We start from the raw sequence: 24,598 nt of genomic DNA, 5'->3' as shown, positions 1-24,598 counted from the left end.
CCGCCGCCCGGGTCGGCGGTCAGCCGAACCAGGTCATCCCCTGGCCGTGTGGGCGGGTCCAGGCCAGTGGCCGGCCGTCCAGGGCCAGCACGTTGTGCAGCGTGTCGTCCGGTGGCGGCGGCAGCGCGCCGTGGCGCAGGATGTCCGGCCCCTCGTTCGCCACCCAGTGGCCGGGCAGGCCGCGTACCAGGTCGACGAAGGCCGACCGGCGCGGTGCCGGCACGTGGTAGAGCACGGCGGTGTGGAACACCACCAGCGTCGCCTCCGGTGGCGCTGACGCGGCCAGCGCCGGCAGGTCGTCAACCAGGTCGCCCCGGACCAGCAGCGGCGGATCGGCCGCCGCCACCGCCGCCGCGGCCGCCAGCCGGGCCCGCCGATGCTCCTGCTCGGGCCAGATCAACGCGTCGAGCCAGGCGACGTCGGCGGCGTCGGTGACGTCCAGCGGAGTCAGGTCCAGCCCGGCCCGCCACACCACCTCCGGCCGGGTACGCGGTGGTGTCAACCCGGTCGTCACGCAGTCGAACACCGGCTCGCCCTGCCCCACGGTCGGGCCGCCGTCGTAGCGGTAGGCGTACCGGTCCGGGTAGAGACACAGGCCCGCCGACGCGCCGACTTCGAGAAGCGCAAGCGGCTGCGGCAACGCCGCCAGCACCGGCAGCAGTACGGCGCACCGTCCGGCCTCGTTGGTCTGGGTGAGGCGGCGACGCATCTGCGCCTCGACCGCTGGCCAGTACGCCATGGTGAAGTCGTGGAATGCGGCCGGGTCGTCGACCGGCCCGCCGAGCAGCCGGACCACCCCGAACAGCAGATTCGGCTGCCGGGTCGGCGGCGGCAGCGAGTCGAGCAGCGCCAAGAGATCGTCGTCGCGGGCAACCGCGTACGCCAGCCGTTCGTAGCTGGGCGACACCCCGGACGCCTGCCGGCGGGCGAAGTCGACGTACACGTCAACGGTCCTCACCGCCAGATGATCGCCCCGCCGGGGCGGTGCCGTCATCAGCTGAACCGCGAACGGGGAGCCGGATCACATCCGGCTCCCCGTGACACGTGTTCGATCAGCTGCAGCCGGAGGTGGAGCCGCAGCCCTCACAGACGTAGCAGCTGCCGGCCGGGCGCATCTTGGTGCCGCAGGTGAAGCAGAGCGGCGCGTCGGCGGCCTTGCCGATCACAGCCTCCAGCAGCTCCGTCGACGAGTGCACCGACGCCGGAGCCGGCGTACTCGCGGCGGCCGGCTCGGTCGCCGTACCGCTGCCGGAGTCGGCCGACGACGGCGCCGGCGCCTCCGGATGCTTCGGCTCGACCGGCGCGGACACCGCCATATCCGACAGCTCCGACGCCGCGTTCTCCGCCTCCGCCTCGGCCCGCATCTGCGCGGTCCGCTCGGCGGCGGTGAAGATGCCCAGCTCGGCCCGCTGGTCGTACGGCAGGAAGTCCAACGCCAGGCGACGGAAGATGTAGTCCATCACCGACGCGGCCATCCGCACGTCCGGGTCGTCGGTCATGCCGGCCGGCTCGAAGCGCATGTTGGTGAACTTCGCGACGAACGTCTCCAGCGGTACGCCGTACTGCAGGCCGATCGAAATGGCCACCGAGAAGGCGTCCATTACCCCGGCCAGCGTCGAACCCTGCTTCGACATCTTGAGGAAGACCTCGCCGAGGCCGTCGTCCGGGTACGACGAGGCGGTCAGGTAGCCCTCGGCACCGCCGACCGAGAACGACACCGTCTCCGACGGGCGCTTCTTCGGCAGCCGCTTACGCACCGGGCGGTACTCGACGACCTTTTCGACGACCTTCTCGATTACCTTGGCCTGCTCGGCGGCGGCGGTCTCCTTGGCCTTGTCCGACTTGGCCGCCGACAGCGGCTGGCCCACCTTGCAGTTGTCCCGGTAGATCGCCAGCGCCTTGAGGCCCAGCTTCCAGCCCTCGAAGTAGATCCGCTCGACGTCGGCGACGGTCGCCGCCTCCGGCATGTTGACCGTCTTGGAGATCGCCCCGGAGATGAACGGCTGCACCGCCGCCATCATCCGCACGTGCCCCATCGGCGCGATCGACCGCTCCCCCATCGCGCAGTCGAACACCGGGTAGTGCTCGGTTCGCAGGCTCGGCGCGTCGACCACGTGCCCGTGGTCGGCGATGTGCTCGACGATCGCCTCGACCTGCTCCTCCGGGTAGCCGAGGCTGCGCAGCGCGCGCGGCACCGTCTGGTTGACGATCTGCATCGAACCGCCGCCGACCAGTTTCTTGAATTTGACCAGCGCCAAATCCGGCTCGACGCCGGTGGTATCGCAATCCATCATCAAGCCTATTGTCCCAGTGGGCGCCAATACACTTGCCTGAGAATTGCGCCAGCCGTTTTTCTCGCCAATTTTGTTGCCCATTTCCCATTGCCGGGCGGCTTCGCGGGCCAGGGCGGTGGCGGTCGGGCCGGTCGGACGGATCTCGTCACTGGCGGCGGCGTGCTTGCGCATCACCCGCTTGTGGCCCTCGGCGTTGCGGGCGTAGCCGTCGTAGGCGCCGACCACACCGGCCAGCTCAGCCGAGCGGCGGTACGCCGTACCGGTCATCACCGAGGTTATGGCGGCGGCGTAGGACCGGCCGGCTTCCGAGTCGTACGGCAGGCCGGAGGCCATCAGCAGCGCACCGAGGTTGGCGTAGCCGATGCCGAGCTGCCGGTACGCCCGGGTGGTCTCGCCGATCTTCTGCGTCGGGAAGTCGGCGAAGCAGATGGAGATGTCCATCGCGGTGATGACGAACTCGACGGAGCGGACGAACTTCTCCACCTCGAAGCCGCCGTCGGCCCGCAGGAATTTCATCAGATTAAGCGACGCCAGATTGCACGACGAATTGTCAAGGTGCAGGTATTCCGAGCAGTTCCGGACGACCACGCCGTTGGCGATGTACGAGTGGTTGCGCGGCTCGGACAGGTTGTAGGTGGTCTCGAACCCGTCGAACTCGCGGCTGACCAACCTCGCCGTCTGATCCGTCCGGTAGAACCGGTGCTGTTCGAGCCAACGGGTCACCCGCTGGGCCTTGGCCTGGTGGTCGAACCCGATCCGGCTGGCGAACAGGCGGACGTTCTCCCCGCTGATCCGCAGGTCGTAGAGCTGCTTGCCGTGGTAATCGCGCTCGTCGCCACCGTTCGTGGTGTACCGGAGAGTGGTGTCACCGGCCTTGCGGGTGGCGTAGATCCGGCTGCCGATGCCGAACCCGCTCAGCAGACGCTGCGCCTCGCGGAGCAGTTCGATCGAGACCGCGCCGAGCCCGACGTAACGGGTGCCGTTGGCGGTCTCGGCGGCGCAGCCGTCCGCGTCGAACAGCCCGCGCAGGAAGGCGGCCTGGATCTCGGGCGGCGCCTCCAGCACCGACGACGGCAGTCGCTTGTCCACGGCGCGGGCAGTGCTCACGCCGAGCCCGGTCAGGAAGTCGACGACGGCAGTACGGTTGCTGCGCAGCTGCACGGTGCCGTTGGGCATCTGCACCGGGTCGAATCGCAGGCCGACGATGCTTTCCAGCACCGTCTGGTGCCGCTGGACGATGGCCTCCGGGTCGGACTGGCTGTAGACCCAGCTGGCACCGGGTCCGTTGCCGCGTACGCCCGGGGTGCCTTCCCGGACTGAGCCGTCGCCGACCAGCCAGCCGAGCAGGTGGGCGAAGTCCTCGGTCCACTTCTCCGGCAGTCGGGACTCACGTTGCCACTTGGTCGGCACGACGTCGCCGGGTGACACCCTGGCGTCCGCGCGCATGCGGAACTCCCAGGACGCGGCGGTCGCCGGGGTGGGCTGGTTGATCGGCAGGATCTGGTCGTCCGGGGTGAGGTCCCTGGCTTCGACGTACCCCCGGTTGGTGGTCCAGATCCGGTGGTTCGGGGTGCAGCGCAGCACCATACCGTTGCTGAACTCGAGCCGGGTGATCTCGTTCGTCCCGGTGATCATGACCGCTTCGGGGCTGGTCAGCACGACCTGGTCGGCGGGCGCGTCCGGGTTGGTGGCGTCGTGGGTGTAGACGCCAAACGATTCGCCCTGCCGGCTCCGGTCGATGAGTGCGTCGAACCGGATCAGCCCCTTGTCGGTGTGGACCAGGGTGTCGCCGGTGAAGCAGGGGTTGGACGCGGTGATGCGTCCGGTTTCCGGGCAGGTGTGCCAGTCGTTGATCGTGTCGTCGTACTGCAGACCGGGGTCGGCGCATTCCCAGGCGGCCTGTGCGATGGTGCCGAACAGCTTCTTGGCGTCGACGGTGTCGATCACCGAGCCGTCGAGCCGGGCCCGCAGGTCGAAGTTGCCCCCGTCCTCGTACGCCCGCATGAACTCGTCGGAGACCCGGACCGAGTTGTTGGCGTTCTGGTACTGGACGCTGACGATGTCGGCACCGCCGAGGTCCATGTCGAACCCGGCGTCGCGCAGCGCCCGGATCTTGTCCTCCTCACGGGCCTTGGTCTGCACGAACTCCTCGATGTCGGGGTGGTCGACGTCGAGGATGACCATCTTGGCGGCCCGGCGGGTGGCGCCGCCGGACTTGATGGTGCCGGCCGAGGCGTCGGCGCCGCGCATGAAGCTGACCGGGCCGGAGGCGGTGCCACCGCTGGACAGCAGCTCCTTGGAGGAGCGGATCCGGGACAGGTTGACCCCGGATCCGGAGCCACCCTTGAAGATCAGCCCTTCCTCTTTGTACCAATCGAGGATTGAATCCATCGAGTCGTCGACGGCGAGGATGAAGCAGTTGTGCACTCGCAGGTTGTCGGAGAGGTACTCCCCCGATTCGGTCTGGATGTCGTAGACCTCCATCGCCCCGAGCGGTTCGACCCGGTCGATGACGAGGCGTTTCGTCGCCTTGGCGGACCGGCCCACCTTGGCAAAGCTCTCCTCCAGCTTGCCGGACTTGCGGGCGTCGACGAACCCGATTTCTGCGGCGAAGGTGTCCCGGTCGCCGTGGTTCTGGATGCGCAACGACCAGGTGCCGTGCCGGTTCGGTCGCGGGTCGGCCTTGAAACTGACCCGGGCGAAGATCCCGAAGCGCAGCAGCAGCCGCTGCAGCCCGCGAATCAACCGCTCGCCGATCATGTCCACGCCGACCAAGGTGGACGCCTCACGCGCCGAGACATAGCCCTCTGCCTGGAAGATGCTCTTCAGATAGGCGGCGACGACCGGCAGCGGCGCGGTGAACAGCGTTGCCGGCACCTCCATCTCGGTGCCCGGGGCAAGCAGGCCCCACTTGTCGATGAACGGGCGCAGATTCTCCCCGTACAACCGGGTCCGCCGGCAGTCGAGGGTGACGTCCTGGGTGACGACGCGGCGTTCGTGGCGGTGTGCGCCAGGGAAGACCCGGTCGATCGCGGCGACGACCCAGCTGAGTTCGTCGTCGTTGACGGTCATCGCCTCGATCGTCAGCGACCGGTTGGTGCCCTGGTCGTACTGTCCGACGAAGCCGTCTGACTGCAGCCAACCGGCCAGCGCGGCCTCGTGGACGTCGCCGGGGTGGAACTCCGCCTCGCCGTCGCTGCTCCGCCGGTGCCATTCGAGAGTGTCGCCAGCGACCAGGGTGCCGGCTTCGACGAACCGACCGGTGCTCTCGCCGGTCGATTTCCAGACCAGGTGGTCTGCGGTGACGTCCAGGGTGTAGCCGGCCTTGGTGTGCAGGCGCAATACGTCCTTGATGCCATTGGCCTGGACCGCGAGAATTCGGGTCAGCCCGTGTGCGTCGTAGACCTTGGCTCCGACGGCGTTCTCCTCGACCAGCTTGCCGATCGGGACGAGGCCGGCCGGCGTGCTCACGAGCGAGTGGTACGGCTGGCACGCTGATACCTGCTGCGGGGAGGCGGTGCCGACGTTGAACCAGACCGGCGAGTTGAAGCTGAACACCTGGTGCAGCAGCATCCAGGTCAGCTCGTGCTCGAAGATCTCGGCGTCGGCGCCGGTGGCGAAGTAGCCGTGCTGCTCCCCCGCCGCCCGGTAGGTCTTCACCACCCGGTCGATCAGTTGCCTGAGCGACCACTCCCGCTGCGGGGTGCCCACCGCCCCCCGGAAGTACTTGGTGGTGACGATGTTTGCCGCGTTGACGCTCCACGACTCCGGGAACTCCACGCCGCGCTGCTCGAAGTTGACCGTGCCGTCGCGCCAGTTGGTCATCACCACGTCGCGGCGCTGCCAGGTCACCTCGTCGTACGGGTGCACGCCCTCCGTGGTCCACACCCGCTCGACGGTCAGGCCACCCGCGCCGGCCTTGGCCCGTACCCGGGCGTTGGAGCCCGCGGCCGAACCGGCCTTGCCGTTCGTCGATCCGGCCTTGCCGTTGGCCTTGGCCGCACCGGCCGCACCGTTGGCCTTCGCCGTGCCGCCGCTACCGCTACCGCCTGTCTTCGCGGTCACACCTTCCCCCGCCATCTGATCGCCCCCTCAGGCTCTCGCGCAGCGTCGTGCCACGCGGTCGTTTCCGTCTTGCCGTTCAGCTTTTTTCTCGGCCGTACCCGCCCCGCCGGGACCGGCGGTCGGCCGTACGCCTTGCTGTTGCGGGTTCGCCGCGGGGCCGGTCAGCCGGGGCCGGGCGCGGGCCCGGCCGCCACCGGGGTCGTCGCGGCCTCCCGCGCCCCGGCGGCGGCCCGCAGCGTCTCGATCTCGCGTTCGAAGTCGTCCAGCGAGTCGAAGGACCGGTAGACGCTGGCGAACCGCAGGTACGCCACCTCGTCCAGCTCACGCAGCGGTCCGAGGATCGCCAACCCGACGTCGTGGCTGGGAATCTCGGCCGCGCCCTTGGCCCGGACGGTCTCCTCGACCTTCTGGGCCAGCAGGGCGATCGCGTCGTCGTCCACCGGTCGGCCCTGGCAGGCCTTGCGCACCCCGCCCATGATCTTGGAACGGCTGAACGGCTCGGTGACGCCGCTGCGTTTGACCACGGCGAGCACCGCCTCCTCGACGGTGGTGAACCGTTTGCCGCACTCCGGGCAGGACCGGCGGCGGCGGATGAGCTGGCCATCGTCGGCTTCCCGCGAGTCGACCACGCGCGAGTCGGCGTGCCGGCAGTACGGGCAGCGCATGCCGATGTCCCTTCCGTCGAGCCGCGAGGTCGAGATGGGCGCGCAGTGGTCACCGCGGCTTACGCGGGTACGCGGGGCCAGCCTGCTGGAGACGTTGCTCTCAGTCAGGAGACCCAACCTGTGGACAACTTACGCCCTTGTAACTACTAGATGTTGGGGTCGACGGTAGGCCGCAACCGTGGTCCGGTCAAGTTGGCCGGCACCCTTCGGCGCGTCGTCACTCTGCCAACACCGATCCCTGCCCGAGGGTTACCACTCATGCCGCCACCGAAATCCGATCGAACGTGTGTACGATGATTTTTCTACCACAGATTCCGCCACGACCGACGCGTGACGGTGCACCGGAACGACACACACCGACATGACACGGCATGCACCGACGCGACACGCGACAACATCTCGTACAGATGTTTGAACCTGACCGGATCTCTGGTTACCGTCTTGGTCGACACCGATGGTGCCGATCAGGAGGCGATCTGACGGCCGGGGAGAGGACGGATGTGTCGAGCGACGACAGGGCGGGCCCGCCCCAGCAGGGTAGCGGCAGCGGCGGTGCGACAACGGTCAACGCCGGCGCGTCGGTACGTGGGCGGCGGGGCAGCCGCTCCGGCGAGTCCCGGTTGCGCGCCGTGACACCGGTGGTGAGCGCCTTCCCCGAGCCGGTCAACGGTGAGTTGACCGCCCGGCAGCGCCGGATCCTGGAGTTCATCCGCAGCTGGGTGGACCGGCACGGCTACCCGCCGAGCGTGCGGGAGATCGGCGAGGCGGTCGGCCTGGTCTCCCCGTCCAGCGTCGCGTACCAGCTCAAGGAGTTGGAGCGCAAAGGCTTCCTGCGCCGGGATCCGAACCGTCCCCGGGCGGTCGACGTGCGTCCGCCGCACGACGCCGCCGACGACGAGGCCGAGCGGGCGCTGCGGCCGGCTCCGGCGTACGTGCCGATGCTGGGCCGGATCGCCGCCGGTGGCCCGATCCTGGCCGAGCAGGCGGTGGAGGACGTCTTCCCACTTCCCCGCGAGCTGGTCGGCGAGGGTGAGGTGTTCATGCTGCAGGTCAAGGGCGATTCGATGATCGACGCGGCGATCTGCGACGGCGACTGGGTGGTGGTACGTCAGCAGCCGACCGCCGACTCCGGGGAGATCGTCGCCGCGATGATCGACGGCGAGGCAACGGTGAAGACCTACCGGCGGCGCGACGGGCACGTCTGGTTGATGCCGCACAACGCCGCGTTCGACCCGATCCCCGGTGACGAGGCCACCATCATGGGCCGGGTGGTGGCGGTACTCCGCCGGGTCTGACCCGGCGGGTGCCAGACCTCGGCGGGGCGTCAGCCGCAAGGTGTCAGCCGCGCCATTCGTCCGGGTACTCGGGGGCGGACCGGCCGTAGACGCCGGGTTCCCGCTCGCCGCGCCCGGCGGGTGGACGCGGCCCGCTGCCAGCTCGTGGCTGGTCGTATCGGTCGGCTGGGTAGCCGTCGCCTGGGTAGTCGCCGCCGAGGTCCCAGGATCCGCCTGGCTCGCGTGCCTCCCCGCGGTCGCGTGATCGGCCGGAGTGCCCGGCACCGCCGTAGACGCCGGCCGCGCCGGGCCGGGCCGGTGGCGCCGGTTTCGCCGCCCCGTACACCGCCCCGGAGTCGACCCCGCCGGCCGGGCGGTAGCCGCCGGTGTCCGGCGGCGGTGCCGCGGCCCCGTAGACACCGGCCCGGCCACCAGCGGCGGGCTTGGCCGCGCCGTACGTGCCGCCACCGGCGGGCGGTCTTGCCGCCGCCCCGCCGTAGACGCCGCCACCGCTTGGGGCGGCCGGGGCGGCCGACCCGGCGGCGGGTTTCGCCGCGCCGTAGACACCGCCGGCTTTGCGGCCGGCCGGGCCTGGGCCGCCACCGGGCAGCGCGCCGCTGCCCGGTGTGCCGCTCGCGTAGGCACCGCTGCCCAGCGAATCGCTGGCATACGCGCCGCTGCCCAGCGAATCGCTGGCGTAGGCCGCGGCGCGGTCCCGGTCCCCCGGGTCGCGGTCGGACCGGTCCGGGTCGCGGTCGGCGCGGCCCGCACCGCGTCCGCTGATCGCCGCCGAACGCGCCGACCGCCGGGCCCGGACGATGCCGAAGATGCCGAGCCCGACCAGCAGTGCGCCGAGTACACCGACCGCCGCGATCAGCAGGTTGACCTCCTGCAGGCTGATCCGGTTGAGCCAGGACGGCCCGTCCCGGTCGCTGCCGCCGCCGGCGTCGTCGGCCTCGGCCGCGACCTCGGTGCTCGGGGTGTAACGCAGGATCTCCACCGGGGTCCCCTCGTCGAGGGTGGCGACGTCGGAGATGGTGAGGAAGGTGGTGCCGTCCGGGGAGTAGGCGATCGACTCGCCGAACGGGTCGGTGAGCGGGGTGGCCCGGGGGCGTTCGGTGGTGAGCGTCGTGACGATGTCGCCGTCGGCTGGCAGGTCCCACTCGAAGGCATCGGCGTAGGTGCGCAGGGCAATCCGGCTGCCGTCCGGGGACCGAGCCGCGCCGGTGACGGTGAGCCGGCCGGCGGCGGCGAACAGGTTCGGGGTGCTGGTGGTGGGCAGTTCGAGTTCGCCGACCCGCTCCATCGGTACCGGGTCGGTGTTGTCGCTGCGAAGTGGTTCGATCGGTCGGTACAGGCCGGACGGACCGGTCTCCTTGGTGATGATCAGCGGAGTGCCGTCGTCGGCGATCAGCAGTGCCTCGGCGTCGTGCGGGCCGTCCGGGTAGCTGAGCCGGTGGATGACCGGCTGGGCGGAGCCGTCGGCCGGCAGGGACCACAGCGCGATCGTCGCCCGACGTTCGTCGGCGGTCGGGTTGTCCCCGACATCGGCGATCCAGAGGGTCTGCCTGTCCGGGGAGATCGCCAGGTCCTCCGGGTCCAGCGGCGGCGTGGGGTACCGGACAGCGTTGGCGACGTCGCAGGACGAGTCGAGGAAGAACACCCGCTCGTTGCTGTCGATCTCGGTGCTGTCGTTGACCACGACGTAGCCGTCGGCGGTGGCGACGAGACCGGAGATCTCCCGGAGCCGCTCGTCGATGATCTCGCACACCGGCTCGCCCGGTGTCACCTGCTGGGCAGCGGGCGGGGACGGGTCCTGAGCGGGCAGGGCCATGGCGGGGCCGGCCGGAGCCAGGAGGTGGATCGTGAGTAGTCCGACGGCGATCGTGGCCGGGGTCAGGAGCCGACGCATCCGACGAGTGTCGCACGCCGGCCTGAGTCCGACTGTTACACCGTGATCAATCACGTGAAGTCTTCGGCGGATCACTGGGTTTGCGAAAGGAATGTCACTCGCCCGGGGTGAGGAACGGTTGGAGTTCAGCGGCGAGTGCCTCGTCGACGCGCGCCTGCAGCAGCGTACCGGCGGCGGTGTGCCGGGTGCCGAGGACCTCACCCCGGTGGTGCACCCGGGACACCAGGTCACCCCGGTGGTACGGCAGCATCACGCTGACCTGGATGGCCGGTCGCGGCAGCCGTTGCTCGATGGCGGCGCGCAGGTCGTCGATGCCCCGGGCCTGCCGGGCGGAGACGAAGATCGCGTCGGGCCAGAGCCGTTTGAGCCGCAGCAACTCCTCCTCGCTGGCGGCGTCGATCTTGTTGACGACCAGCAACTCGGGGCGGCGGTCGGCGCCGACCTCGGCGAGCACCTCGCGGACCGCGCGGACCTGTTCCTCGGGGTCGGGATGGGCACCGTCGACCACGTGCACCACCAGGTCGGCCTCGGCAACCTCCTCCAAGGTGGAACGGAACGCCTCGACGATCTGGTGCGGCAGGTGCCGGACGAAGCCGACGGTGTCCGACAGGGTGTAGACCCGGCCGTCGGCGGCGTGCGCCCGGCGGGTGGTCGGGTCGAGGGTGGCGAACAGTGCGTCCTCGACCAGCACCCCGGCACCGGTGATCCGGTTCAGCAAGCTGGACTTGCCGGCGTTGGTGTAGCCGGCGATCGCCACCGCCGGCACCGCGTTGCGGGTGCGGCGGGCGCGTTTGGTCTCACGTACCGTCCGCATGCCTTTGATCTCCCGCCGTAGGCGGGCGATCCGGGTTCGAATCCGGCGCCGGTCGGTTTCCAGTTTGGTCTCACCGGGGCCGCGCAGGCCGACGCCGCCGCCAGCGCCGCCGCCGCGGCCGCTGCCGCCGGTCTGCCGGGACAGCGTTTCGCCCCAGCCGCGCAGCCGGGGCAGCAGGTACTCCAGCTGGGCCAGCTCGACCTGGGCCTTGCCCTCTTTGCTCTTGGCGTGCTGAGCGAAGATGTCCAGGATCAGCGCGGTCCGGTCGATGACCTTGACCTTGACCCTCTGCTCCAGGTTGCGCAGCTGCGACGGGGAGAGTTCGCCGTCGCAGATCACCGTGTCAGCGCCGGAGGCGAGCACCACGTCGCTGAGTTCGCCGACCTTGCCCCGGCCGACGTAGGTGGCCGGGTCGGGCCGGTCGCGGCGCTGGATCAGGCCCTCCAGGACCTGGGACCCGGCCGTCTCGGCGAGCGCGGCGAGCTCGGTTATCGAATTCTCCGCGTCGGTCACCGTCCCGCTTTCCCACACTCCCACCAGCACCACGCGCTCCAGCCGCAGCTGGCGGTACTCGACCTCGGTGATGTCGGCGAGTTCGGTGGAGAGCCCGGCGACGCGGCGCAGCGCGTGCCGATCGGCCAGCTCCAGGTCGCCGACGGTGGTGTCGTCGTCTGTCGGCTCGACCGGGCCGGTCCGGCCGTCCGGGTCGGCGGCGGTCGACAGGTGGAGCGGCGGGTGAACCGTCTCCTCGGCACGATATGTACGCAAAAGCTGCCTCCTCAGGATTCGATCGTGACATGCCGACGGCCGCGCCGCACCTACATATCAGGACCCGGGCTGCCCGCGCGGCCGGCACCGGGCCGGTTCGTGGCCTGTGCCGGCCCGTTCGCAGCCGACGCCGGGCCGGGTGAGGGCCACCGCGACCTGCGGCTGAACGGCTACGGCACGCCGTACGCGGGGCGGAGCGGGCACGGTGCGGATCACGCGCAAGAATGGTGCAGCGGCCCGGTCCGGCCGCCCCCACCAACGACGGAGGGATCCCGTGGCGACCACCCGCCTGCCCAGTGCCGGCTTCTCCATCACCATCCGGATCAGCATTCCCGCCGACGCGTCGGCGATCGGCCGGTTGACCACCTGTGTCGGCGAGGCCGGTGCCATCGTCACCGCGCTCGACGTGGTCGACTCCGACCCGGTCAGCGTGGTGGTCGACCTGACCTGCGACACGGCCGACGCGGCGCACGCCGACGACGTGGTCAAGGAGCTCGAGGCACTCGACGGCGTCGAGGTCCGCAAGGTGTCGGACCGGACGTTCCTGCTGCATCTGGGCGGCAAGATCGAGGTGGCCCCGAAGGTGTCGCTGCGTAACCGGGACGAACTGTCCCGGGCGTACACGCCGGGGGTGGCGCGGGTGTGCTTGGCGATCGCCGACAATCCGGCCGACGCGCGCCGGCTGACCATAAAGCGCAACACCGTGGCGGTGGTGACCGACGGTTCGGCAGTGCTCGGGCTGGGCAATCTCGGTCCGGCGGCCGCGCTGCCGGTGATGGAGGGCAAGGCGGCGCTGTTCAAGCGGTTCGGCGATGTCGACGCCTGGCCGGTGGTGCTGGACACCCAGGACCCGGACGAGATCGTGTCGATCGTACGGGCCATCGCCCCCGGCTACGGCGGGATCAACCTGGAGGACATCGCCGCGCCGCGCTGCTTCGAGATCGAGGCGAAGCTGCGGGAGCTGCTCGACATCCCGGTCTTCCACGACGACCAGCACGGTACGGCGATCTGCGTGCTGGCCGCGTTGACCAACGCGCTGCGGGTGGTCGGCAAGCAGCTGCGCGACGTACGGGTGGTGGTTTCCGGGGCGGGCGCGGCCGGCACCGCCATCATCAAGCTGCTGCTGCGTCAGGGCGTCGGGGACGTCATCGCCTACGACCGGCCGGGGGCGCTGCACCGCGGGCTGAGCGGGCTGAACCCCACCTGGCAGTGGCTGGCCGAGCACACCAACTCGACCGGGTACGCCGGAAATCTGCCCGGCGCGCTGCGGGGCGCGGACGTGTTCATCGGGGTGAGCGCGCCGAACCTGCTGACCGGTGACGACATCGCCACCATGGCGCCGAATTCGATCGTGTTCGCGTTGGCGAACCCGGACCCCGAGGTAGATCCGCGCGAGGCCCGTCGACACGCGGCGGTGGTCGCGACGGGGCGTTCCGACCAGCCGAACCAGATCAACAACGTACTGGCGTTTCCGGGCGTGTTCCGGGGCATGCTCGACGCCCACGCGGAGTCGTTCACCGACGACATGGCGTTGGCGGCGGCGCGCGCCATCGCCGACGTGGTGGGCGAGGATCGGATCAATCCGACGGTGATCGTGCCGAGCGTGTTCGATCCCCGGGTGGCGCCGGCGGTGGCCGCTGCGGTCCGAGCCGCGGCGCAGGCCTCGGACGCGGCCGCCCAGCCGGCCGTCGTCGCGCAGCCGGCCGTGGCCACCGCCCCGGCCGGTGTGCCCGCCATCGCGCAACGGTCAGCGGCAGCCGACAACTGACCCCGGGCGGCTGGCGGTACCCGGACCGGGTTTCGGCGCGGTACCCGGACCGGGTCGGCACCAGCCGCGCCGCTCAGCGCCGCAGAGCGCGCAACGCGGCGTGCGCCGTCCGGACCAGGTCCGGGTCGGCGCCGTCGAGCCAGCGCACCCGGGCGTCGCGGCGGAACCAGGAACGTTGCCGGCGGACGAACCGGCGGGTCGCCCGTACCGTGTCCGCTCGGGCCTGTTCGTCGTCGTACTCGCCGTCGAGCATTCGCAGCACCTGCTGGTAGCCGAGCGCCCGGCTGGCCGTACGGCCGTCCCGCAGGCCCTGCCCGAGCAGCGCACGGACCTCGTCGACCAGGCCCTGCTGCCACATCCGGTCCACCCGGCGGGCGATCCGTTCGTCGAGCTGCCCGGTGGGCAGGTCGACACCGAGTTGTACGGCGTCGTAGTGGGGCACCGGTTCCGGCAGGGCGGCGGCGAACGGTTGCCCGGTCAGCTCGATCACCTCCAGCGCCCGGATGATCCGTCGCCCGTTACCGGGCAGGATCGCGGCGGCGGCCGCCGGGTCGGCGGCGGCCAGCCGGGCGTGCAGCGGAGCCGGGCCGGTTTCGGCGAGTTCGGCTTCGAGCCGGTCGCGCAACGCCGGGTCGGTTCCGGGGAAGTCGAATTTCTCCAGCACCGCCCGCACGTACAGGCCGGAGCCGCCGACCAGCAGCGGCAGCCGTCCCCGGCGCAGGATGTCGTCGATGGCGGCGCGGGCCAGTCGCTGGTACTCGGCGACGCTAGCCGGCGCGGTGACCGGCCAGATGTCGAGCAGGTGGTGCGGTACGCCGGCCCGTTCGTCGACGGTGAGCTTGGCGGTGCCGATGTCCAGCCCTTGGTACAGCTGCATCGAGTCGGCATTGACCACCTCGGCGCCGAGTTGCTCGGCGAGGGTGATGCTCAGCGCGGACTTGCCGGCCGCGGTCGGGCCGATCACCGCCACCACCCGGTCCGGGCGGATCGTCGGTGGTCGGCGCGGCCCGGTGCCGCGGCCGTTGGTCAGTTCCGGTCCCACGAGGCGACAAAGTACGCGACGCCGTACGGTGCGGCGTAGTAGGTGAGCCGGCCGGTCCAGTCGATCACGTCACCGACCGCCGCACCGCCGTTCGTGGCGCCGGCCGCAACGCTGCCGGCGGCCACCTGCCACGCGGCACGGCCGGCGACCCGCAGCGCTCCGGCGAGGGCCGAGTCGAGACGGGCGAGTCTCCGGTGGTCGGCCGTGGCCAGGGCGGCGGCCACCTCGTCGTCGAAGGGTTCCGCCCGGGCATCCTGGTAGCCGGGCGAGGCGAGACCTCGGCATGCGGAGCCGTCCCCCATCACCAGGGCCGCCCACGGTCGGGCGACGGTCCCGGGTCCCGCTGCGGCGGAGCCGGCGAGCAGCCGGCCGCGCTGTCGGCACTGTTCGGGGGGCGTACCGGCGGGGACCGCGACCATCTCGACCGTCGTACCAGCGGGGTCGACGCCGGCGCGGGTGAGCAACCACGCCGCGACGGTCAGGCTCAGCGGCAGGCGGCCGCAGGCACCGGTCGACGTGGCGCCGAAGGCTGGGGCCGCCGGGTCCAGGGACGCGCCCAGGGGTACGTCGACCGCCGCACCCCAGGGCCGGAAGCTGGCGGACAACGGTGGCCGCCAGACCCGCTCCGTCGGATCGGGAGCTGTCGTCGGATCGAGATCGGTGGACGGATCGTCGGTGCCGATGACCACGATTCGCTCGGCGGAGCAGTCGACCAGTGACCGGACGGCGTCGGTGGCGGCGCGCCGCAGCTCGTCGAGCTCGGCGGCGGCCCCGCCGGCCAGTTCGGGAACGATCACCGGCGGGTGCGGGCAGAAGGCGACGCGCAGCGGGGGCACGGCGTCCACGGTAACCCGCGACCCCTGTTGCGCCACGCAGTCGACCAATCACCTTGAGTGTAGAAATTTGGCCCCTTTGGCACCGACTCGTGGGCCAACCACCGACAAGGACACCGTATGGTCACGGTCGGCGACAGGCGCTCGACGCCGGCAGGGTTGGACCTGTGACAATGCGCGGGGGAAACTTACCCGCAACCTAACTGCGCCGTGGCGGCGTCCATCGGGACATCTCGATCCTGCGACGCCGGGAGAACGAGGATGGGCACATGAGCGACTGGACTTCCTTCGGACGGGTTGATGCGGACGGCACGGTCTACGTCAAGACTGCCGAAGGGGAGCGCGCGGTCGGATCCTGGCAGGCTGGAGCGCCGGAGGAAGGCCTGGCACACTTCGCCCGCCGGTTCGCCGACCTGGTGACGGAGGTCGATCTGACGGAGGCCCGGTTGCAGTCCGGCGCCGCCGACGCGACGCATTCGCTCAGCACGATCCGACGACTGCGCGGATCGCTGGCCGAGGCCCATGTGGTCGGCGACCTCGATTCGCTGGCCGACCGGCTGGACAAGCTGGCGACTCTCGCCGAGGAGAAGGCGGCGCAGGCCAGAGCGGCCCGCGACGCCGCCCGCGCTGCCGCGCTGGCCCGTAAGACCGAGCTGGTGGCCGAGGCCGAGCAGCTCGCGGCCGAGTCGACCGGGTGGAAGAGCGCCGGCGACCGGTTCCGGGAGATCCTCGACGAGTGGAAGACGATCCGCGGTGTCGACAAGAAGACCGACGGGGAGCTGTGGAAGCGGTTCGCCGCCGCCCGGGACGGGTTCACCCGCCGGCGCGGCGCGCACTTCGCCACCCTCGACGCGCAGCGCAAGCAGGCCCAGTCGGCCAAGAACGAACTGGTCGCCGAGGCCGAGGCGCTGGCCGAGTCGACCGACTGGGCCAGCACCGCGAGCCGGCTCAAGGAGCTGATGGCCGAGTGGAAGGCCGCCCCACGCGCCTCAAAGGAGGCGGAGCAGAAGCTGTGGGAACGGTTCCGTTCGGCGCAGGACACCTTTTTCACCCGCCGCAGCGAGGTCTTCTCGGCCCGCGACGCCGAGCAGCGCGCCAATCTGGAGCGCAAGCAGGCGCTGCTGACCGAGCTGGAGGCCGTCGACATCGACGCGGATCCGCGTACCGCGCAGGCGAAGCTGCGTGAGGTGCAGGGCCAGTGGCACGACATCGGCCGGGTGCCACGCGAGTCGGCGTCAGGGCTGGACCGTCGACTGCGAGCAATCGAGGACCGGGTACGGGAAACGATGGACTCGGCCTGGCGGCGTACCGAGCCGTCGGCGAATCCTCTGTTAACCCAGATGCGCGAGCAGGTCGCCGAGGCCGAGCAGCGGCTGGAGCGGGCCAGGGCGGCCGGTGACGCCAAGCGGATCCGCGAGGCGGAGAAGGCGCTCGCCGGCAAGCGGCAGTTCCTGGCACTCGCGGAGCAGGCCAAGTAGCGCCAACCGGGTAGCCGACCGACGAACACTGACTCGACACCGGCGACATCCGAGCCCGGACCCGGCGGCGGATGCCCCTGAGTGCCGCCGGCCGCCAGCAACTGTCAGCGGCCGGCGGCCCGATGCCGCCTGCGAGCTCTGGCGGGTCCGGCAACCCGGTCGCTCTCGTGGCTGAGAGGCGCCCTACGGCCTGCTCATGACACAACCCTTTGACATCGCCATCCTTCTATGTTTTGCTAAGGAAAGCGCTTCCCCGCCCGTCCAGCGGGACCCGCCCTGTCATACCTGCGGCGTGGTGCACCGCCAGCACTCCGCACCTGCGAGCCAACCCGGGCTGGCTCTCCCACCGGCGACGCACCCCGCCATGCCGTAAGGAGATCTCGATGCACGCAGCACGGCGCCGCACGGCACTGGCCACCACTGCGGTCGCTGCCGTCGCCCTGACCGGTGCCACGGTCGTCAGCGCAAGCACCGCCCACGCCGCTACCGGCTGCCGAGTCGACTACTCGGTCGCCTCCCAGTGGCCGGGAGGTTTCACCGGCAACGTCGTCCTCACCAACCTCGGCGACGCGATGTCGTCCTGGTCCCTGCAGTGGACCTTTGGCGCCGGCCAACAGGTCGTTCAGGCGTGGAACGCCGACATCTCGCAGAGCGGGAGCTCCGTCACCGCTCGCAATGTGAGCTACAACGGCAACCTCGGTTCGAACGCAAGCGTCTCGTTCGGCTTCAACGGGTCTTGGAACAACTCGTCCAACCCGGCACCGAGCAGTTTCAGCCTGAACGGCGTGGCCTGCACCGGTGGCACCAACCCGACCACGCCGCCGCCCAACCCGACGACACCACCGCCCAACCCGACCACACCGCCACCGAACCCGACCACGCCGCCACCCGGCCAGACGCCGACCGGCCTGGTCGGCTGGGCCACTCAGAACGGCGGCACCACCGGTGGCGGCAACGCTTCCCCGACCACCGTCACCAGTTCCTCGGCGCTGTCCTCGGCGATCAGCGGATCCGGCTCCGCCGTCATCCGGGTTTCCGGGACGATTTCCTGCTCCGGCATGCTGAACGTCGGCAGCAACAAGACGATCGTCGGCGTCGGCTCCTCAGCCACGATCTCCGGCTGCGGATTCAACATCAGCAACCAGCGGAACGTGATCATCCGCAACATCAACTTCCGCAACTGGAACGACGACGCCATCAACGTCCAGACTGAGTCCACCAACGTCTGGGTCGACCACAACAGCTTCACCAACGGGTACGACGGAGCCGTGGACATCAAGCGCGGTTCCGACTACATCACGGTGTCGTGGAACCGCGTCTTCAACCACAGCAAGTCGATGCTGCTCGGCCACTCGGACAACAACGCCAGCCAGGACCGCGGTCACCTGCGGGTCACCTACCACCACAACTGGTTCGACGGCTCCGGTTCCCGGCATCCGCGGGTCCGGTTCGGCAACCCGGTGCATGTGTTCAACAACTACTACTACGACAACGACTACGGTGTCGCCTCCACCATGGACGCCGGCGTTCTCGTCGAGGGCAACTACTTCGAAAACGTCGACGACCCGACGCACGTCGGCTACGCCGCGTCGGACCCGGGCACCCTCGTCGCCCGCAACAACCACTTCGTGAACTCCGGCACCCCGGAAACCGCCGGCGGGGTCGCGAGCATCCCGTACTCCTACTCGTTGACCACCGCCAGCCAGGTGAAGTCCGTCGTCACGAACGGCGCCGGCACCGGCAAGATCGGCCTCTGACCCGATGACGTCCGTCTCCCGGCCGCGCGGTGCGGCCGGGAGACGGCGCGGTGCCGGATCAGCAGCTGACGGCACCCGGGTCAGACGCGGCTGACAGGGTTCAGCGGTCGCAGGCCGAGGTGGCCAGTGTCGCCGGGGGTGGTGCACCCACCGTCGGCAGCCCCAGCAGCACCCCGCCGGTACGTGGCGTCTGCCCCGCCTCGTACGCGTCGCCGGCCCGGGTCCGGCGGTGAGCGACCGGCTCGCCGTCGGCGTTGAGGTGGTGCGGTGCCGCGTAGCTGACGACCACCTCGACCAGGTCGCCGGGGCGAACGCGTCCGGCGAGCCGACCGGCGTCGAAGTGCACCAACCGGCCGTCGCGGGCCCGGCCGGACAGCCGCCCGGTCCGCCCGTCCTTACGGCCCTCGCCGACCGCGACCAGCACCTCGACGGTCTGGCCGAGCAGCCGACGGTTCTCCGCCCAGGTGATCTCCTCCAGGCAGGCGATCAACCGGTCGTAGCGCTCCTGCACGACCGGCTTCGGCAGCTGGCCGGGCATGTCGGCGGCCGGAGTGCCGGGGCGTTTCGAGTACTGGAAGGTGAACGCCGAGGAGAACCGGGCGGCCCGTACCACGTCGAGGGTGCGTTCGAAGTCGGCGTCGGTCTCGCCGGGGAAACCGACGATGATGTCGGTGGTGATCGCCGCGTCGGGCATCGCCGCCCGTACCTTGTCGATGATGCCGAGGTAGCGGTCGGCCCGGTAGGAGCGGCGCATCGCCCGCAGCACGGCGTCCGAACCGGACTGCAGCGGCATGTGCAGCGAATGGCAGACGTTGTCGGTCTCGGCCATCGCGGCGATCACGTCGTCGGTGAAGTCCTTCGGGTGCGGGCTGGTGAACCGGACCCGTTCCAGCCCGTCGATCCCGCCGCAGGCGCGTAGCAGCTTGCCGAACGCGAACCGGTCACCGAACTCGACGCCGTAGGAGTTGACGTTCTGGCCGAGCAGGGTCACCTCCAGCACACCCTCGTCGACCAGGGCCCGTACCTCGGCGAGGACGTCGCCGGGCCGGCGGTCCTTCTCCCGGCCGCGCAGCGACGGCACGATGCAGAAGGTGCAGGTGTTGTTGCAGCCGACGGAGATCGACACCCAGCCGGCGTAGGTCGACTCCCGCCGGGTCGGCAGGGTGGAGGGGAAGACCTCCAGCGACTCGAGGATCTCCACCTCGGCGGCGGAGTTGTGCCGGGCCCGGTCCAGCAGGGTCGGCAGCGCACCGATGTTGTGCGTGCCGAAGACGACGTCGACCCAGGGGGCCCGGCGGACGATCTCGCCCCGGTCCTTCTGCGCGAGGCAGCCGCCGACCGCGATCTGCATCTGCGGCCGCTTCTCCTTGACCGGTCGCAGGTGACCGAGGTTGCCGTACAGCCGGTTGTCGGCGTTCTCCCGCACCGCGCAGGTGTTGAAGACGACGACGTCCGGATCGTCGGACTCCCCCGCCCGGACGTAGCCGGCCGATTCCAGCAGGCCGGAGATCCGTTCGGAGTCGTGCACGTTCATTTGGCAGCCGTAGGTGCGCACCTGGTAGGTACGTGGGTGGCGGGCGTGTGCTGCGCTGGTAGTCATGACATCAGACAGCGTAGCCGGCCGCCCGCCGCCGGGATCACGCGGCGAGTGTCGGAGCCACCGAGTCGGGCCCCCACTGCGAGCCGCCGCAGAACAACCCGGCCCGGCAGCCGGGGTCGGTCAGGCTGCACAGCCGCAGGTTGGTGCGGCGGTCACCGACGCTGGTCGGTTCGATGTCCAGGTGCACCGGACGGACCGTGCCGTCCGGGGACACCAGCAGGTGGCGGGTCGCGTCGAGCGTGTCGTCGGCGAGTACGCAGCGACGTCCGGTCCGGCGGGCGAATGCGGCGAGGACCCGGTGCTCGGGCGGGTCGACCGGTGCGGCGTAGCAGTCGACGTTCACCGGGAAGTCCCCGGCCCCGTCCCAGACGTCGCAGAGCACCACGCCGTCGGGGAACCGCTCCGCCGAAGCCCCACCCAGCGACACCACCGGACGACCGATGATGGCCGCGAGGGTGGCTCGGATCTGACCTGGGGCGAGCGGTCCGTCGACGGACCAGTTCCACAGCGTGGTGCAGAACGGTGCAATCGCCATACGATCATGTTGCCCGGACAGCAGCCGGCACGTGGGCTGTGTTACCGCTCCGTGACCATTTGAGTTGCCTTCCGACACATCACGCCGCCTAAAGTGGCGGGACCACGTGAGGTGACCTCGACCGATCGTGACGACGAGGACGGTGCATGGACAGGGACGGTGCATGACGGTGACAACCAGTGAGCCGCTGATCGTGCTCAGCGGAGTCAACAAGTGGTTCGGTCCACTGCACGTGCTCCAGGACGTCGACCTCTCGGTCGACCGTGGTGAAGTGGTGGTGGTGATCGGGCCGTCCGGCTCCGGCAAGTCCACTCTGTGCCGCGCGATCAACCGGCTGGAGCCGATCAGCTCCGGGACCATCCTGTTCGACGGCCGACCACTGCCGGCGGAGGGCCGGGCCCTGGCCCGGCTGCGCAGCGAGGTCGGCATGGTGTTCCAGTCGTTCAACCTGTTCGCGCACCGGACGATCCTGGACAACGTCACGCTCGGCCCGATGAAGGTACGCCGGGAGAAGGCGTCGGTGGTCCGCGATCGGGCACTGCAACTGCTCGACCGGGTTGGCATCGCCAACCAGGCGGACAAGTTCCCGGCTCAGCTCTCCGGCGGTCAGCAGCAGCGGGCGGCGATCGCCCGGGCGTTGGCGATGCAGCCCAAGGCGATGCTGTTCGACGAGCCGACCAGCGCGCTCGACCCGGAGATGGTCGGCGAGGTGCTGGACGTGATGACCTCGCTGGCAGCCGAGGGGATGACGATGGTCGTCGTCACCCATGAGATGGGCTTCGCCCGGCACGCCGCGAACCGGGTCATCTTCATGGCCGACGGGCAGCTGGTCGAGGACGCCCCGCCCACCGAGTTCTTCAGCAACCCGCGCAGCGACCGGGCGAAGGACTTCCTGTCCAAGATCCTCACCCACTGACATCCCGCTCGAGGACGAGTTTCATCCAACGTGGAGTCGGCCGCGACCCGGCGGGCTTCCCATCGTGAAGGAGAACACTGAGCAATGCGTATGTCACGTATGGCGGCGGTAGCCGCAACGGCCGCGTTGGCGGTGTCCATGGCGGCCTGCGGCGACAGCGGCGGGGACGGCACCGGCAGTGAGAACCCCGACGTGGCGACGCCGAGCTTCGAGGCCGGTACCACGATGGCCGAGCTGAGCGAGGCCGGCACCATGACCGTCGGCACCAAGTTCGACCAGCCCGGCTTCGGTAAGCTGGGCCTCGACGGTGAGCCGGCCGGCTTCGACGTCGAGATTGCCAAGCTGATCGCGGCCGAGCTGGGCATCGCCGCCGACGACATCGAGTACGTCGAAGCGCCGTCCGCGGTCCGCGAGGAGCTGCTGGAGCAGGACCGGGTCGACATCGTCGTGGCCACCTACACGATCAACCCCACCCGCAAGGAGCGGATCGACTTCGCCGGCCCGTACTACGTCGCCGGCCAGCACATCATGGTCCGCGCCGACGACGACTCGATCACCGGGCCGGAGTCGTTCGAGGCCGGGGACAAGAAGATCTGCTCGGTGCAGGGTTCGACGCCGGCGGAGAACATCCAGGAGTACCTGGCGGATGTCGGCGAGCAGCTGGTGCTCTTCGACGTCTACGAGAAGTGTGTGGACGCGCTGCGCGGCGGTCAGGTCGACGCGGTCACCACGGACAACGTGATCCTGCTCGGCTTCATCGCCGACAACGAGGGCGACTTCAAGCTGGCCGGTGAGCAGTTCACCGAGGAGCCGTACGGCATCGGGGTGAAGAAGGGCGACGACGCGTTCCGCGACTTCATCAACGACACCCTGGAGAAGATCTACGACGACGGCTCGTACGCCGCGGCGTGGGAGTCCACCGCAGGTGCCTTCGACGACAACACCCCAACCGGTCCTGCGGTCGACCGCTACTGACCGTCGAAGGTCGCCCCTGATCGATCCCGGCCGGCCCGGCGCAGTCAGCTCCGGGCCGGCCGGTCGCCCAGGTGGACGGTTCGCAGAAGGGTCTTTCGTGTGAGAGTGCTCGTCGACCACTTCGACGTCTTCGTCGGAGGTTTCTGGCTCACCCTGCAGCTGTGTCTGCTGTCCGCGACCGGCGCGCTGCTGATCGGCACGCTCGTCGCGATCCTGCGGATCTCACCGGTGCCGCCGCTACGCTGGCTCGGCGGGGCGTACGTGACGGTGCTGCGCAACGTGCCGCTGACCGTCGTGATGTTCTTCTCGGCCTTCGGGTTGCCCGCACTCGGGTCGAACGCCGACTTCCTGCGGATCCCCGGGCTGAGCATCGTGTTCAGCCGGCTCGGCATCGACCTGCCGTACTTTCGGTTCGCGATCATCGCGCTGAGCGTCTACACCGGTGCGTTCGTCTGCGAGGCGATCCGCAGCGGGATCAACGCGGTGCCGCCCGGTCAGGCGGAGGCCGCCCGCGCGATCGGCCTGACCTTCACCCAGAACCTGCGGTACGTGGTACTCCCCCAGGCGTGGAAGGCCGCGATCGTCCCGCTGGGCAGCGTCATCATCGCCATGATCAAGAATTCGGCGCTGGCCGGCTTCTTCGGGGTGGTCGGTGACCTGTCCAACTCGGCGCAGAACCTGACCAGCGCCCTCGGCGAGCCGATCATCCCGGTCTTCGTCGGCATCTCGATCGGCTTCCTGATCATGACCGTGCCGCTCGGGCTGCTGCTCGACCGGGTCGAGGCCCGCCGGGCGGTGGCCAGATGACCGCCCCGTCCCCGGCGAGCGCCGCAGCCGTCACCGGAGGAACCACGTCATGAGCCAGCAGCAGAGCGTGTTGTACGACGCCCCCGGACCACGGGCCCGACGGGTCACGCTGATCGTCAGCGTGCTGTCGGCCGTCGCCGCCGTCACCGCCGGGTACTTCCTGGTCTACCGGCCGCTGGCCGAACGCGAACAGTTCACCATGGAGAAGTGGGGTCCACTGATCGACCCTGGCAACGAGGTGTTCGGTCAGGTCTGGACACTGCTCGGCGAGGGGGTCACCGCCACGCTGACCGCGGCCGGCCTGGCGATCGTGCTGTCGTTGCTGTTCGGCACCGCGCTGGCGGTGCTGCGGATCCAGCTGAAGGCGCTGCTGCGCCGCCGGTTCACCGGGCTCGCCACCTCGTTCGCGCTGGCGATGCGGGCGCTGAGCTGGCTGTTGAACCTGGTGACCCGGTTCTGCGTCGAGGTGTTCCGCGGCCTGCCGGTGGTGATCACGATCTTCTTCGTCGCCCGGGGCCTGCCGGACCTCGGCCTGGAGATCGTCCTCCCGTTCGGCCACGAGATGCTGCCGTACCTGGTGCTGGGTCTGACCATCTACAACGGCGTGGTGATCGCCGAGATCCTGCGCTCCGGGATGGAGGGTCTGCCGTCGGGGCAGCGCGAGTCGGCCGCCGCGATCGGGCTGACGTCGTTCCAGACCACCCGGATGATCCTGCTGCCGCAGGCGTTCCGGATCATGCTGCCGGCTCTGATCAGCCAGCTGATCGTGGTGCTCAAGGACACCTCGTTGGGCTTCATCATCGGCTACCAGGAGACGCTGCTGGTCGGCCGGACGATCATCCAGAACCTGCGTAACCCGATCCAGGTGTATCTGGTGATCGGGGTACTGTTCATCGCGGTCAACTATGCGCTGTCCAAGCTCGCCGAGTCGGTGCAGCGGCGGCTGGCTCAGGGCCGGCGGACCAGCACCACACCCCAGCCGCCGGCGGCACCGGCGTCGACGGTGGCCGGCCAACAGACCCCGGCCGGCACCGGCGGCAGCGCCACCACCGGCGGCACGGCTACGTCAGGCAGCAGCTGACCGGACGGCCCGCC

The 24,598-nt window shown here is 70.2% G+C and carries 17 protein-coding genes and 2 pseudogenes; 8 read left to right on the top strand and 11 right to left on the bottom strand.

The window, feature by feature from the left end:
* Positions 1–19 precede the first annotated feature (19 nt).
* The 5 genes and pseudogenes from ACFHWT_RS11715 to nrdR all read right to left on the bottom strand — a co-directional run bounded on the left by ACFHWT_RS11715 (position 20) and on the right by nrdR (position 7,024).
* Complete coding sequence (locus tag ACFHWT_RS11715) at positions 20–958, bottom strand: DUF2332 domain-containing protein (RefSeq protein ID WP_416594622.1); 939 nt, start codon at positions 956–958, stop codon at positions 20–22.
* Positions 959–1,052: 94 nt separating this feature from the next.
* Positions 1,053–4,685 (bottom strand): vitamin B12-dependent ribonucleotide reductase, encoded by a 3,633-nt coding sequence (locus tag ACFHWT_RS11710; protein ID WP_416594636.1) that lies wholly within the window; start codon positions 4,683–4,685, stop codon positions 1,053–1,055.
* 216 nt (positions 4,686–4,901) lie between these two features.
* Positions 4,902–5,177, bottom strand: a pseudogene (locus ACFHWT_RS11705) (LAGLIDADG family homing endonuclease); the annotation flags it as partial.
* 606 nt (positions 5,178–5,783) lie between these two features.
* Positions 5,784–6,197, bottom strand: a pseudogene (locus ACFHWT_RS11700) (vitamin B12-dependent ribonucleotide reductase); the annotation flags it as partial.
* 323 nt (positions 6,198–6,520) lie between these two features.
* Positions 6,521–7,024, bottom strand: coding sequence for a transcriptional regulator NrdR (gene nrdR / locus ACFHWT_RS11695; protein WP_416594621.1), 504 nt, complete (start codon positions 7,022–7,024; stop codon positions 6,521–6,523).
* 500 nt (positions 7,025–7,524) lie between these two features.
* On the opposite strand from nrdR, the gene lexA reads away from it, so the two are divergent.
* A complete protein-coding gene (gene lexA / locus ACFHWT_RS11690) occupies positions 7,525–8,319 on the top strand; it encodes a transcriptional repressor LexA (RefSeq protein WP_416594620.1) in 795 nt (264 codons plus the stop codon).
* A 43-nt stretch (positions 8,320–8,362) separates the two neighbouring features.
* On the opposite strand, the gene ACFHWT_RS11685 is transcribed toward lexA, so the two are convergent.
* Positions 8,363–10,210, bottom strand: coding sequence for a hypothetical protein (locus tag ACFHWT_RS11685; protein ID WP_416594619.1), 1,848 nt, complete (start codon positions 10,208–10,210; stop codon positions 8,363–8,365).
* Between the two features lie 94 nt (positions 10,211–10,304).
* Positions 10,305–11,747 (bottom strand): GTPase HflX, encoded by a 1,443-nt coding sequence (gene hflX, locus ACFHWT_RS11680; RefSeq protein WP_416594635.1) that lies wholly within the window; start codon positions 11,745–11,747, stop codon positions 10,305–10,307.
* Positions 11,748–12,066: 319 nt separating this feature from the next.
* Between hflX and ACFHWT_RS11675 the strand changes: the two genes are divergently transcribed.
* Positions 12,067–13,560, top strand: coding sequence for an NAD-dependent malic enzyme (locus ACFHWT_RS11675; RefSeq protein WP_416594618.1), 1,494 nt, complete (start codon positions 12,067–12,069; stop codon positions 13,558–13,560).
* Positions 13,561–13,633: 73 nt separating this feature from the next.
* Here the strand turns inward: ACFHWT_RS11675 and miaA are convergent, their stop codons facing one another.
* Together miaA and ACFHWT_RS11665 are read right to left on the bottom strand one after the other, a co-directional pair.
* A complete protein-coding gene (gene miaA / locus ACFHWT_RS11670) occupies positions 13,634–14,590 on the bottom strand; it encodes a tRNA (adenosine(37)-N6)-dimethylallyltransferase MiaA (protein ID WP_416594634.1) in 957 nt (318 codons plus the stop codon).
* Entirely contained in the window at positions 14,587–15,438 is an 852-nt protein-coding gene (locus tag ACFHWT_RS11665; protein WP_416594617.1) for a class III extradiol dioxygenase subunit B-like domain-containing protein, read from the bottom strand. The genes miaA and ACFHWT_RS11665 overlap by 4 nt, the downstream gene beginning before the upstream one ends.
* A 266-nt stretch (positions 15,439–15,704) precedes the next feature.
* Here ACFHWT_RS11665 and ACFHWT_RS11660 point away from each other — a divergent pair, with 266 nt between their 5' ends.
* Both ACFHWT_RS11660 and ACFHWT_RS11655 read left to right on the top strand, forming a co-directional pair.
* Entirely contained in the window at positions 15,705–16,913 is a 1,209-nt protein-coding gene (locus ACFHWT_RS11660) for a DUF349 domain-containing protein (protein ID WP_416594616.1), read from the top strand.
* A 383-nt stretch (positions 16,914–17,296) separates the two neighbouring features.
* Positions 17,297–18,670, top strand: coding sequence for a cellulose binding domain-containing protein (locus ACFHWT_RS11655; RefSeq protein ID WP_416594615.1), 1,374 nt, complete (start codon positions 17,297–17,299; stop codon positions 18,668–18,670).
* A 100-nt stretch (positions 18,671–18,770) separates the two neighbouring features.
* Here the strand turns inward: ACFHWT_RS11655 and miaB are convergent, their stop codons facing one another.
* A complete protein-coding gene (gene miaB, locus ACFHWT_RS11650) occupies positions 18,771–20,270 on the bottom strand; it encodes a tRNA (N6-isopentenyl adenosine(37)-C2)-methylthiotransferase MiaB (protein WP_416594614.1) in 1,500 nt (499 codons plus the stop codon).
* 37 nt (positions 20,271–20,307) lie between these two features.
* Entirely contained in the window at positions 20,308–20,805 is a 498-nt protein-coding gene (locus tag ACFHWT_RS11645; protein WP_416594613.1) for a hypothetical protein, read from the bottom strand.
* Between the two features lie 163 nt (positions 20,806–20,968).
* Here ACFHWT_RS11645 and ACFHWT_RS11640 point away from each other — a divergent pair, with 163 nt between their 5' ends.
* The 4 genes from ACFHWT_RS11640 to ACFHWT_RS11625 all read left to right on the top strand — a co-directional run bounded on the left by ACFHWT_RS11640 (position 20,969) and on the right by ACFHWT_RS11625 (position 24,584).
* Positions 20,969–21,721: an amino acid ABC transporter ATP-binding protein gene (locus ACFHWT_RS11640; protein ID WP_416594612.1), complete on the top strand. Its 753-nt coding sequence runs from the start codon at positions 20,969–20,971 to the stop codon at positions 21,719–21,721.
* 84 nt (positions 21,722–21,805) lie between these two features.
* Entirely contained in the window at positions 21,806–22,696 is an 891-nt protein-coding gene (locus ACFHWT_RS11635) for a glutamate ABC transporter substrate-binding protein (RefSeq protein ID WP_416594610.1), read from the top strand.
* A gap of 99 nt (positions 22,697–22,795) precedes the next feature.
* Entirely contained in the window at positions 22,796–23,503 is a 708-nt protein-coding gene (locus ACFHWT_RS11630) for an amino acid ABC transporter permease (protein WP_416594609.1), read from the top strand.
* 49 nt (positions 23,504–23,552) lie between these two features.
* Positions 23,553–24,584: an amino acid ABC transporter permease gene (locus ACFHWT_RS11625; RefSeq protein WP_416594608.1), complete on the top strand. Its 1,032-nt coding sequence runs from the start codon at positions 23,553–23,555 to the stop codon at positions 24,582–24,584.
* Positions 24,585–24,598: the final 14 nt, after the last annotated feature.

The sequence above is a fragment of the Micromonospora sp. LOL_021 genome, assembly GCF_048060215.1.
Taxonomy (GTDB): Bacteria; Actinomycetota; Actinomycetes; order Mycobacteriales; family Micromonosporaceae; genus Micromonospora_E.
The sequence above is the reverse complement of the archived record's forward strand: the minus strand, read 5'-3'. Positions and strand labels throughout refer to the sequence as shown.

Coding starts and splice junctions, on each gene's coding strand:
- ACFHWT_RS11635 (WP_416594610.1), top strand. CDS start 21,806: ATGCGTATGTCACGTATGGCGGCGGTAGCCGCAACGGCCGCGTTGGCG.
- miaB (WP_416594614.1), bottom strand. CDS start 20,270: ATGACTACCAGCGCAGCACACGCCCGCCACCCACGTACCTACCAGGTG.
- ACFHWT_RS11625 (WP_416594608.1), top strand. CDS start 23,553: ATGAGCCAGCAGCAGAGCGTGTTGTACGACGCCCCCGGACCACGGGCC.
- ACFHWT_RS11710 (WP_416594636.1), bottom strand. CDS start 4,685: ATGGATTCAATCCTCGATTGGTACAAAGAGGAAGGGCTGATCTTCAAG.
- ACFHWT_RS11640 (WP_416594612.1), top strand. CDS start 20,969: ATGACGGTGACAACCAGTGAGCCGCTGATCGTGCTCAGCGGAGTCAAC.
- ACFHWT_RS11655 (WP_416594615.1), top strand. CDS start 17,297: ATGCACGCAGCACGGCGCCGCACGGCACTGGCCACCACTGCGGTCGCT.
- ACFHWT_RS11645 (WP_416594613.1), bottom strand. CDS start 20,805: ATGGCGATTGCACCGTTCTGCACCACGCTGTGGAACTGGTCCGTCGAC.
- ACFHWT_RS11685 (WP_416594619.1), bottom strand. CDS start 10,210: ATGCGTCGGCTCCTGACCCCGGCCACGATCGCCGTCGGACTACTCACG.
- nrdR (WP_416594621.1), bottom strand. CDS start 7,024: ATGCGCTGCCCGTACTGCCGGCACGCCGACTCGCGCGTGGTCGACTCG.
- ACFHWT_RS11660 (WP_416594616.1), top strand. CDS start 15,705: ATGAGCGACTGGACTTCCTTCGGACGGGTTGATGCGGACGGCACGGTC.